At 60.3% G+C, this 11540-nt stretch carries 11 protein-coding genes; 4 read left to right on the top strand and 7 right to left on the bottom strand.

What is annotated here, in order from left to right:
- Positions 1–106: 106 nt before the first annotated feature.
- Positions 107–1042, top strand: coding sequence for a TIGR01777 family oxidoreductase (locus LJ738_RS07235; RefSeq protein WP_227785641.1), 936 nt, complete (start codon positions 107–109; stop codon positions 1040–1042).
- 248 nt (positions 1043–1290) lie between these two features.
- The gene (locus tag LJ738_RS07230; RefSeq protein ID WP_227785640.1) at positions 1291–2310 is read left to right on the top strand and encodes a DUF1259 domain-containing protein; all 1020 of its coding nucleotides are present in this window, start codon (positions 1291–1293) and stop codon (positions 2308–2310) included.
- A gap of 46 nt (positions 2311–2356) precedes the next feature.
- Here the strand turns inward: LJ738_RS07230 and LJ738_RS07225 are convergent, their stop codons facing one another.
- The 7 genes from LJ738_RS07225 to LJ738_RS07195 form a co-directional block, all read right to left on the bottom strand.
- Positions 2357–4753 carry a transglycosylase domain-containing protein gene (locus LJ738_RS07225; RefSeq protein WP_227785639.1) on the bottom strand — a complete coding sequence of 799 codons (2397 nt, stop codon included), beginning with the start codon at positions 4751–4753 and terminating at the stop codon, positions 2357–2359.
- A 148-nt stretch (positions 4754–4901) separates the two neighbouring features.
- Entirely contained in the window at positions 4902–5309 is a 408-nt protein-coding gene (locus tag LJ738_RS07220) for a hypothetical protein (protein WP_227785638.1), read from the bottom strand.
- Between the two features lie 103 nt (positions 5310–5412).
- Positions 5413–5805 (bottom strand): hypothetical protein, encoded by a 393-nt coding sequence (locus LJ738_RS07215; RefSeq protein ID WP_227785637.1) that lies wholly within the window; start codon positions 5803–5805, stop codon positions 5413–5415.
- Positions 5806–6145: 340 nt separating this feature from the next.
- Positions 6146–6367 (bottom strand): hypothetical protein, encoded by a 222-nt coding sequence (locus LJ738_RS07210; protein WP_227785636.1) that lies wholly within the window; start codon positions 6365–6367, stop codon positions 6146–6148.
- 74 nt (positions 6368–6441) lie between these two features.
- Positions 6442–8100 (bottom strand): DUF4153 domain-containing protein, encoded by a 1659-nt coding sequence (locus LJ738_RS07205; protein WP_227785635.1) that lies wholly within the window; start codon positions 8098–8100, stop codon positions 6442–6444.
- A 79-nt stretch (positions 8101–8179) separates the two neighbouring features.
- Positions 8180–8473, bottom strand: a complete 294-nt coding sequence (locus tag LJ738_RS07200) for a winged helix-turn-helix domain-containing protein (protein WP_227785634.1) — start codon at positions 8471–8473, stop codon at positions 8180–8182.
- Positions 8470–9150, bottom strand: a complete 681-nt coding sequence (locus tag LJ738_RS07195) for a hypothetical protein (protein WP_227785633.1) — start codon at positions 9148–9150, stop codon at positions 8470–8472. The genes LJ738_RS07200 and LJ738_RS07195 overlap by 4 nt, the downstream gene beginning before the upstream one ends.
- Before the next feature lie 612 nt (positions 9151–9762).
- On the opposite strand from LJ738_RS07195, the gene LJ738_RS07190 reads away from it, so the two are divergent.
- A complete protein-coding gene (locus tag LJ738_RS07190; protein WP_227785632.1) occupies positions 9763–10572 on the top strand; it encodes a class I SAM-dependent methyltransferase in 810 nt (269 codons plus the stop codon).
- 85 nt (positions 10573–10657) lie between these two features.
- A complete protein-coding gene (locus LJ738_RS07185) occupies positions 10658–11530 on the top strand; it encodes a UbiA family prenyltransferase (protein ID WP_227785631.1) in 873 nt (290 codons plus the stop codon).
- The last annotated feature ends 10 nt before the right edge of the window (positions 11531–11540 follow it).

The raw sequence follows: 11540 nt of genomic DNA, 5'->3' as shown, positions 1-11540 counted from the left end.
TTGTAGGTTCATGTTCTGGAACGGCCGCACCGCCCCACCGGCAGGGAAAGCGGCGGCGTACGGCGGCCATTCTACCTTTGTTTGCACTAGCTTGCAATAATCCCCCATGACCGAAAATTCTCCTCGCAAAGTCCTCATTACCGGCGGCACCGGTCTCATTGGGACGCGCCTTGCCGAAATGCTGATTGACAGCGGCTACGAAGTGGCACTGCTCAGCCGGGAGCCCACCAAGAGCAACCACTTTCGCAGCTTCCGTTGGGACCCGCAGGCCGGCACCATCGACGAGGCCGCAATTCCCTATGCCGATTACATCGTGAATCTGGCCGGGGCCAGCGTTTCGGATGGCAAATGGACCGATGAGCGCAAGCGCGACATCATGACCAGCCGGCTGGGGGGCCTGGCGCTGCTGCACCGCGAGCTGGCCAAGCAAACGCACCACGTGAAGGCCTTTATCTCGGCCTCGGCCATCGGCGTGTACGGCGACACAGCCGATACCATCCTCACCGAGGAAACGCCGCCCGGCCTGCCCACCCACGATTTCCTGGCCGATGTGGCCCACCAGTGGGAACTGGCCACCGAGCCCATTGCGGCCCTGGGCATCCGCACGGTCATTCCGCGCATCGGCATTGTGTTGAGCACGGAGGGCGGGGCCCTGCCCCAAATGGCGCGCCCCATGAAGCTGGGCGCCGGCGCGGCCCTGGGCAGCGGCAAGCAATTCATGTCCTGGATTCACCTCGACGACCTCTGCCGCCTCATCATGGCCATGATAGACGACGACAGCTGGCGCGGCACCTACAACGCCGTGGCCCCCGCCCCCGTCACAAACCAGCAGTTTACCGAAACGCTGGCCCAAGTGCTGCACCGCCGCCTAGTGCTGCCCAAGGTGCCCGCCTTTGGCCTGAAGCTGGCTCTGGGCGAGATGAGTGAGATAGTACTGGCCTCGCAGCGCGTTAGCGCAGACAAGGTGCTGGCGCAGGGCTTCACCTACGAGTACCCGGAGCTGCGCGGCGCGCTGGATGCGCTGTATGGGGAGACGGTGTAGATGCACCTAGCTTCCTCACAGGGTTATCACTTAGTTCGCTACTGACAGAGTGATTAAAAAGCGCGGGGTGCCAGCAGGGATTTCAGCTCAATTCAGGGAATTAGCAGGGTAGCTATCGGTTAGATTTTCAGGCAGCCGCTGACTAAAATCTTGTCGAACCGTACAAGGAAGCAGTCCCATTCCTTACGGCTGCTGGTTGAAATCAAGGGAGCAGACCAAGCCAAGAGGGCTTTAAACTGACCCTGACCATGAATGCTCAATTTTCCCGTCGCGATTGGCTCAAGACCACGGCACTGGCAACTACCCCGCTACTGCTAGGCCCCGTAACTGCGTTTGCAAAACCAGCTACCCCAGGCAAGACGCCTCCGCTGAGTGCGGCCGACATTGCGGCCATTGAAGCCGCCATGGGCAAGAAAGGCACCTATGTGGAGGCGCAGGCTACCCACACCACGCCGCTGCCCCGCAACGACTTGAAAATAACCATCAAGGGCGAGCCGGTACCCACGGCCCTGGGATTTGGCGGCTGGGTGGCCATTAAGCACACGTTGGATGGCAAGTCGGCGATGCTTATGAGCGACACCGTGCTGTTGCAGGAAGAAGTCAACCCGCTCATCTCAGCCGCCCACGCCAATGGCCTGGAAGTAGGCGCCCTTCACAACCACTTTTTCTACGAGGAGCCGCGCATCTTCTACATGCATATCCATGGCATGGGCAGCCCCGCCGAGCTGGCCCGGAAGTATGCCGCTACGCTGAAAAACTCCAAACTGCTGCCGGCCAACCAGCCGCAATCCAGCTCAACTACGGCGGCCCAACCGGGCAACAACACCACTCCAGCCGCTGCGCAAACCGGCAAAGAGCTGTTTGACCTAGCTGTGCTCGACCAGATAGTGAAGTACCAGGGCACTGTAAATGGCTCAACTTACAAGTACACTGTGGGCCGCGCCGATTTGCAGTCCGTGATGATGGGCACGGAAATGACGGCCGCCATTGGGCTGAATTCCTGGGCGGCATTTGCGGGCAAGCAGGCCGATGCGCACATTGCCGGCGATATTGCCATGCTGGAGCGTGAGGTTAACCCCGTTATCAAAGCCTTACGGGCAAACAACCTGGAAGTGGTGGCCGTGCACAACCACATGCTCTTCGACCAGCCCCGCATGATGTTTCTGCACTACTACGGGCGTGGCCCGGCCGCGCAGCTGGCCCAAGGCTTCCGGGCGGCGCTAAACGAACTTGGCAAAAAAGAGGGAAGCCCGCATATGCAGCACTAGGCCGAAGCTCATGCTGCTTATGCGGGCTTCCCACGGTAGGAGGCTACTACCGCCGGGGCAGGCTGTCGGGCACCCCGCCGCCGGCGCTGTTCATGCGCTCGAGCAGGTTGTCGGCAGCGATGGTGTCAACGGCTTCGGCGCGACGGCGCGGCTCGCTGGGCGAGACGCAGTTGTATTTCTTGACAATCTTGACGGTGGGCTTAGGAAATGGGCCCGGGGTATAGCCCAATTCCTTGTCGCGGTACACCTTCTCCATGAACTTGCCGAAGATGGGTAGAGCCGTGCGGCCGCCTTCGCCCTGCTGCGAGCCCGTGAAGTGAATGCTGCGGTCTTCGCCGCCCACCCACACGCCGGTCATCAGGTCCTTGGTCATGCCCATGTACCAGCCGTCGGAGTAGTTCGAGGTGGTGCCGGTCTTGCCGCCAATCTGGTTGTTGTTGCGCCAGAGTTCGTAGTCCCACAGCGCCTGCGAGGTGCCGCCGGGCTCCTCCATGCCGCCGCGCAGCATGTAGGTCATCAGCCAGGCGGTTTCGGCCGAGATGGCGCGCTTCTGCACGGGGTCAAACTGCTTGATGACGTTGCCGTTGCGGTCTTCGATGCGGGTAACCAGGCGCGGCTCGCTGCGGAAGCCCGTGTTCATGAAGGTGCTGTAAGCATTCACCATTTCAAACACGCTCACGTCGCCGCCCGAGCCGAGGCCAATACTGGGCACCGCCAGCAGCGGGCTCGTGATGCCGACTTTGTGCGCGTACTTGGCCACGTTCTCCCAGCCCACTTTCTCGGTAAGTTGGGCCGTTACGGAGTTTACGGAGCGGGCCATGGCGTGGCGCAGGGTCATGTTGATGCCGGTGTACTCGCGGGTCACGTTGTCGGGCTTCCATTCCATGGGCTGGCCGTTTTCCACGTAGTTGATGGTCACGCGCTTGTCCTGAATGCGGTCGCAGGGCGAGTAGCCGTTGTCGATGGCCGTGAGGTACACAAAGGGCTTGAAGGTGGAGCCGGCCTGCCGCTTGCCCTGCTTCACGTGGTCGTACTGGAAAAAGCGGTAGTCGAGCCCACCCACCCAGGCCTTAATCTGGCCGGTGAAGGGGTCCATGCTCATCATCCCGGATTGCAGGAAGTGCTTGTAGTAAGCCAGCGAATCGAGCGGCGACATTACCAACGTGGTATCGTTATCGTCGTGCTTCCAGGTAAACACCTTCATGGGCCGCTTGGCGTGCAAGGCCGAATCCAGGCGCTGGGGCTGGTTTTTGTAGCGGTTGGCGAGGGTCTTGTAGCCCTCGGTGCGCTTCATCTGGGTTTCGATGAAGTCGGGTATTTCGTTGCCCTCATCGTCCACCCACGGGTTCTTGCCCTTGTTGCGCCAGAAGTTGTCGAACTGCCGCTGCAGGGCCTTCATGCGCTCGTGCAGGGCTTCCTCGGCGTGGGCCTGCATGCGCGAATCGATGGTGAGGTAGATTTTCAGGCCATCCCGGTACATATCGTGGCCGGTGCTGTCGCACCAGGCATCCACAAACTGGCTGATGGCGCTGCGGAAGTACGTATCGGGCCCGTCGATGTGCTTCTCGACGTGGTAATCGAGCACAATCGGCGTGGCTTTGAGGGCCGCAATCTCGCTTTTGGGCAGCACCCCGGCGTGGCCCATGCGGTCGAGCACCACGTTGCGGCGGCGCAGCGCAGCCGCCGGATGAAAGCGCGGGTTATAAGCCGTGGGGTTGTTGAGCACGCCCACCAGCATGGCGGCCTGCTCGGGTTTGAGGCTGTCGGGCGAGGTGTTGAAGAAGGTTTTGGCCGCTACTTTGATGCCGAACGCGCTGGAGCCGTACTCCACGGTGTTGAGGTACATCCGCAGAATTTCTTCCTTGGTGTAGCGTTGCTCCAAGTCAACGGCGGTGAGCCATTCCTTGGTTTTGGCCACGATGGTGCTCACCACCGGGATGTAGCCCAACGCCCCGCGGCTCTGCTGGCGACGGATTTTGTAGAGGTTTTTGGCCAGCTGCTGCGTGATGGTGGAGCCGCCACGCTTGTCGCCGCGCAGCGACGAAAATGCCCCGCCCACCACCGCCTGCAGGTCGATGCCGGAATGCTCGTAGAAGCGCACATCTTCGGTCGCAATCAGCGCCTTAACCAGCAAGGGCGACATCTTGCTCAGCGGCACCGGCGAGCGGTTTTCGCGGAAGTACTTGCCTATCAGCACGCCGTCGGAGGTGTATAGCTCGGAGGCTTGCTCCACTTTGGGGTTTTCCAAATCGCCCAGGCTGGGCGACTTGCCGAAGAGGAACATAAAATTGGTGCTCACTAAAAACGGGTACACCAGAAACAGAATCACGACAAAGCCAAAGAGCACCCAGGCCCAGCTGGTGAGCCGCAGCGGCCAGCGCCGGCGCTTTTTCGGTTTCGTGCCGGTAGCAGGAGAGGTAAGTGGCGGTTTGAGGTCGGCCATGCGAGGCAACGTGTGGTAAACAGGAACGAATCCCTTCCGGGTACGACCCCGCTGCGAGGAAGGACAAATATACCAGCCCCCCACCTCAAAAGGTCAGGAGTAGGGAATGGCGACCCCGCAAAATTGCGTTTTGCGCGCGGCCCCGCCCCTACTGCCGCTGCCGGCCCGCCAGCAGGGCCTGGTGGTGCACATTGCGCCGGGCCTTGGCCCGGCGGCGCTGCCAGCGCCAGCCCAACTCACCCAAAGCCAGCAAAATGATGCCTAGCCCCAGAAAATAGCTCCAGTACAGCATGCGGATTTGGCCCCGGGTGGGCGAATCCAGCTCCTGAAACAATATCAGGCCCCAGAGCTCATCGAGCAGCGTCAGGGCCCACACGGCCGTGGCAAAAACCCGCCCTACCCGGCCCAACGTGAGCTGCCAGTGCAACAGATAGAGTGCCACGCCGGGCAACGCCGACAGCAGCACCAAGGGCGCTTCTTTCACCAGCGGCAGCCCCAAAAAAATGATGCTCAACGTCTCCTTCAGCACTTGCGCACCAGCCAAGAACCGGCCCAAGCGCGAAAGTTTTGGAGCGTATGGAAGCGGGTGCAAGTGAGAAGTGGGCATAGGGCTAACAGGAACAAAGTAACCGTTGAGCCGCCAATATACTGATATGCCGCTAGTAACGGCGAGTCATCATGCGCGTGGACTGGCAGCGCCATGTGAGTATCACAATGAGCAGTCCTTTTACGGAATCGAGCAATAAATTGTCAGGTTTTCCGAAAGTATAATAAATGCCAATTCCGATGGCTATCCACCACAAGCCCAGCAGGTAACACCATGTAGCGTAGCTAGGCCGCCGCTGCCACACTTGGCCCGCTGCCACCAAGGCGGCCAACGACACAAACAGCAGCAGCCAGGCCACGATATAGGTTAGAAAAGCAGTTTCGGGGCCGTATTTCACCCCAAATTGGGCCAGGGTGAAAGCGGGAGCAAAAAAAGCACCTCCCGTCAGTGCTAGCTCAATGAGCAGGCCAACGCAGAGCACAACCAAAAGCAACGTACGGGGCATACGGCAAAGGCAAGCATGAAGCCGTCACGGGCCTTTCTCATTTTGGGAAGCCCAACGGGGCACCAAACTAAACAATTAACTTGGATTAATCATTGTTCGGGGCCTTAAGCCGCAGTTTTGCTCTTGAGCCAGAGCCATTGACTGTTTATGCCTTAGGCAGCTCATTGGCTCAGCTTCTCATGGGCAGTATCTCTTTTAGAGCCTATTTCTGCGCAGCGCTTCTTCACCCGATTAGTCCAATACCAGCTCTCCAGTTTCGAGACAACTAATCAGGAATAACCGAAACAGGCACACGGCAATGCCCGCGAGCAATTCTGAGCCAAAGCACGAAGAATGCTGGCTATTGCCTGGACCATAGCAGCATGAGTTGGGTAAAGGCCAGGAGCAACAGCCCCAGCAGCACCACTGTGGCGGGCAAGACCCCGCGCACCAAGCGCTGGCGCCTGGCCGCTGGGGTGGGCGCTCGTTCTTGCCAGGTGAGCACCAAGCCCAGCGCGGCTACATCGCCGACGCAAAACAGCAGGCCCAGCAAGGTGAGGGCAATTTGAGGAAGGGAAGTCATTGGATTGAGGTGGGTTTGGAGAGGATTAATGGCGACGGCTCAAGTTGTAAGCCATAGAACACTGACAGTCAGGGCTACTGGTTCCCGGTTAGCTGCTTGTAGGTGTGCCAGTCGGAGTAAGTGCGGCCCTGCCAGTCGGGGTGGGCTTCGTAGCGGTGCTTCCAGCTGGCCACGGCCGCATCGAGGCGGCGCTGGGCGTCGGCGGCCGGAATTATTACCGCGCTGCCATTACCGGTGTCGGCAGTGAGCTGGGGCGTGTGGTTTAGCAACTCGCGGTGGGCCACCAACGTGGGCAGCACGCGGCCGGGCATGTCCAGCAGGAAGCCGATGTCGATGCTGCGAAACCGGGGCTGCAGGTTGTAGCTGGCAATCCAGACTTCCCAGTTGCCCGCGGCCAAAAGCAGCAGGGCGGCGTAGGCAGCCAGCGAATTGAGCCGAATCAGGCTGTAGGCCGAGCGGCGCTGCCAGATTTTGAGCAGCACCGTGCCCAGCCCAAAGAATACCAGCAGCAGAAAGAAGCACACCCCGATGCGCTTGTAGGCCAGGCCACAATGCAGGATGTAGTAGTAGTTGCGCAGCCCAACTGATATGGCGAGCACCGCGTTTTGCAGCACCCACACCGTGGCGCCCCAGCGCAGCCACGGCAGCCCGGGCTGGTAGAAGTTCAGGTTGCGGCGGAAGAACCAGAGCACGATGCCCATGGCCAGCAGAATGCTGAAGATGAGCACGTAGGTGCCCTCGTGCACAAACTGCGTGAGGTCGAAACCGGGCTTGGGCACGAAGCCAAACCACAGCCAGTTCACGTCGATGGCATTGACGACCAGCAGCAGCGCATTTACCAGCCCGAACACGGCCGCAGCCGCCACAAACTCCTTGCGCAAATCCAGGGCGCGGGTGGTGCGATGCTGGAAATTGGGCCGGCGCACGGCAAACGAAGCCACCCGGTCGCGTTGCCGCCGGATGAATTCGCCAAAGCGCGATTCGTGGTCGGCAAACAGGTACACCGGCACCATGACCACCACCCCAGCCGTGACCAGCACGCCCAGCGTGAAAAACACCAGATGGGCCACCGACACCTCCGGCAGCAGCCACAGCAGAAAGTCGGCCACCGCCGCCAAGGTCCGGCTGCTGAGCGCCTCGTACCGCGGGTTGGCCAGTACAAACAGGATGTGGAACGCCCCGAGCACCACCAGCGGCACCACCAACATGCGAGCATAAAACCACCCGCGGCGCACACTGCCACTGGCATTGCGCGGCGCGCGCAGCCCCAGCAGCACCCGCGGCCCCGCCTGCGCCACGCTGCCCAGCGCCGTGAGCAAGGCGTAGGGCAGCAGCTTCAGGTGCGGCTGGTTGACGTAGCCCAACAGCAGGAGCACCGAGGCCAGGCAGGCCAGCGCCGCCACGGCCGAGCCGTACACCGCCATCATTGCCCCGCTGAACAGGCTGCCGCCCACCATGAGCCAGAAGTAGCCCGAGTGCCGCACCGCCGCCACCCTTGGCAATAGCACGAGCTGCGCCGCCACCACAAAAACAGTGAACACCAGCATATTCGGCCCACCTTTTTCCAGCCAAAACAGCCAGTCGAACAGCAGGGCACCCAGCGGCAGCAGCAGCTTTTGAGCCATGCTGAGCGGAGCATAAGTGGGAGCCGCGGCCGCAATAGCAGCCGGCGATACCGGACGGGCCGATTGGCCAGCCGGCCACGGCGCAGAAGGTTGGGCTAAATCTGTCATGGTTGAGTTATTTTAAAGAACTTTGCGTTTCAAAGTGAACCGGCAAAAAAAAGAGCGTATTGAATCCTTTGTTCGTTTTTCAGGGGCGCAGCAGCTTCTCCAGCGTGGTGAGGTGCTGCTGAAAAGCGGCCTTGCCCGCGGCAGTGGCCGTGTAGGTGGTGTTCGGTTTCTTGCCGATGAATTGCTTGTTCACGTGGACGTATTCGGCCTTTTCGAGGGCGGCCACGTGGCTGGCCAGGTTGCCATCGGTGAGGTCGAGCACCTCTTTGAGGTCGTTGAAACTCACCGATTCGTTGGCCATCAGGACGGCCATCACGCCCAGCCGCACGCGGTGGTCGAAAGCCTTATTGAGCGTATGGATGAGGTGCTTCACCGGACAACTGCGGAGTTAGCCGCCGCGCCGGCCGTGCCCGGCCGCTCGTAGCGGTTGTACATAACCAGGCCGTAGCCAATGTGGCCCAGGCCAAAGCCAAGCGCAAAGAAAAGCAGCCCCCAGCCGGGCAGCAGCATGCACACCAGTCCCAGCCCAATCTGGGTAAGCCCCAGCCAGCGGATTTCATCCAGGGTGAACTTGCTGGCATTGAGCAGCGCCAGGCCATAAAAAATCAGCAGGCCCGGCACTACCATGGCCGCATCGCCGCCGAGGTACAGCCGTAGGGAAAACAGCCCGCCCACCACCAGCGGCACCGCCAACGACGCCACCAGGCGCCGGGCCGGGCCGTTCCACATCGGTTGCCCGTCGTGCTTGGTGCGCCGCTGGGTAAAGAAATACGCCACCAGCAGCGCCACCCCTATCATCACAAACGACAGCAACAGCAGAAACGGCAGCGCCGCCCGCCGCTCCTGCACCGAGCCTTGCATTAGGTGCAGGTAGCCGTCGGCATAATGGCTTTTCAGGTAGAAGTGCCCCACCGCGGCGCCCACCAGCGCTACTACCCCGGCCCCTACCCCGCTCAACCCCGACAGCGACAAATAGCGCGAGCTGCGGTCCATGATGGCGCGGATTTCGGTGAGCTGAGCAAGCGGGTCAGGATTGGCGGCGGGCTTCATAGTGTTCGAAGTGCTTTGGACTGCAAAGTTGGAGAAAAGTGCTGGTACATTTGCCAGCCAGTCTAAAATTTATTTCCGATATGGGAAATCGCGACCTCTCCACATCACCCAGCACTTGGAAAAAAGCTTGCTTATTATGGCTATCCACGAATGTACTAGGGGCATTTAGTTGCCTTCTCTTACTAAATTTGAGAGAGCTTCCAGACGCTTCCTACATCACATTAATGGAAAGTATCTGCGCGGCAATAGCTTCTGTCCCGCTGATTCCGATGACTGTGCCTGCTTTCCGTAGGGTATTCAGTATAACGGCTTACAATCGGCGCTTGGCTGGGTCTGCAACCATAGTTATCATTTTTTATGCATTTGCATATTTTCTCATACGCTCACTTACAGACCTTCCTGCTGACGCGCTAATCCGATTTGGGGGATGGGTTTACCTGCCCGGCGCATTATTCTCTGTTTATCTGGTATATCACAAACATCTTTTTAACCGTGATGAGCTAGATTTTCAGTAAGTAATCTTTAGAGTTAGATAATCGGTGGCTTAGAAAGTGTATCCGCTTCGATTGGCAAGAATCGTCGGCACCGGCCATTTCTGCGTATCCTTGGGCCATGCGCCTCCGCCTTCGTCTGTTTGAATTTGAAGACTTGCCGTGGTTCCCCACCGTCATCCGGGCCGGGATGATGGACTACCTGCGGTTCATGATTTCCGCGCTGGGCACCTACCGGCCCATCGCGCCGCTGCTGGCCGAAGGCCTGCGCCGCACCGGCCAAACCGCGCTGCTTGAACTCGGCGCCGGCGCGGGTGGCGGCACCGAAACCGTATGGCGCGCCCTGCAAGCCGAAGGGCTGGCCGACGTCACCGTGACGCTTACCGACCTCTACCCCCAGCCCGCCGCCTGGGCTCACATTGCCAGCCGCACTCAGGGCCGCATCGGCCACGAGCCGGCCTCCGTGAATGCCCTGGGTGTGCCCGCGCACCTCACGGGCTTTCGGGTCGTATTTTCCGCTTTTCACCATTTCCCTCCCGCCGCGGCCCAGGCCCTGCTGCACGATGCCGTGCAGGCCAATACAGGCATCGGCGTATTCGAAGGCGCCGGCAAGCATTGGGCTGAATTGCTGCTGGCCTGGACGGTGCTGCCGGTAGCTCAACTCCTGGTCACTCCGTTTTTCCGGCCGTTTCGCCTCAGCCGCCTGGTGTTTACCTACCTCATCCCGCTCATTCCGCTCTGCACCATTTGGGATGGCTCCGTCTCGCTGCTGCGCATGTACTCGACCCAGGAGTTGCTTGCCCTGGCCCAACAGGCCGACCCTACCCAGCAATTCACTTGGCAAGCCGGCAAAAAACGGCACTGGTGGGGCCCGAAGGTCACTTTCCTGGTAGGCTGGCCGGTCAAAAACCAGTTAGCAGTGAACAGTTAGCAGTGTGCAATGCTTGTCGTCACGTTTAGTCCGCTGTTTTCAACAACCTTTGTCCATCTCCACACTGCTTACTGCCTACTGTTAATTGCTAACTGCTTACAAAAAGGCGCTGCCGCTGCTCCGCATCCCGTTTTCCATTTACCTCATGCCCGTGTTCTGGTTTGGGCTGAGCGCCCTGCGCGGGCCCTGGAGCGGGTGGAAAGCCGCCGGGGTGTTTGTGGTGCTGCATTTGCTGGCCTACCCGGCCTCCAACGGCTACAACTCCTACTACGACAAGGACGAGGGCAGCATTGGCGGACTCAAGGCGCCCCCGAAAGTGACGCCCGAGCTGCTGCACCTCGTGTGGCTGTTCGATGCACTGGCCGTGGCCGGAGCCGCGCTGCTTTCGCTGCCTTTCGCGGCGCTGGTGGTGCTGTATCTGCTGATTTCCAAAGCCTATAGCTACGACGGCATCCGGCTCAAAAAATACCCCCTGCTGAGCACACTGGTAGTGGTGCTGTTCCAGGGGGCCTTCACTTTTTTGATGACGCAAGTGGGCGCCGGGGCTTCCTGGGTCCAGCTCAGCGACAAAACCAACCTGCTGCTGGCACTGGTGAGCACGCTGTTTTTGTGCGGCTCTTATCCGCTCACTCAAGTGTACCAGCACGACGAAGATGCCCGGCGCGGTGACCGCACCCTGAGCTTGCGGCTGGGAGTTCGGGGCACGTTTGTGTTTGCAGCGGTGGGGCTGCTGGTGGGGGCAGCTACGCTGGGCCTGGCCTACTGGCTGCGTCAGGAAATACGGCCGCTCCTGATATTTCTGGTGGCCACCGGGCCGGTCGTGTGGATGTTCAGCCGCTGGGCCTGGCAGGTGTGGCACGACGAGCGGGCGGCCAATTTCGAGCACACCATGCGCATGAACCAAGTGTCGTCGTTGTGCCTGAGTGCCGCGTTTGTGGCCATGCTGCTCTGGCGTTGAGTTGCTTGAG

It is taken from the genome of Hymenobacter plasmatis, from assembly GCF_020711255.1.
GTDB lineage: Bacteria > Bacteroidota > Bacteroidia > Cytophagales > Hymenobacteraceae > Hymenobacter.
This window is presented reverse-complemented; position numbering and strand designations above follow the sequence as displayed.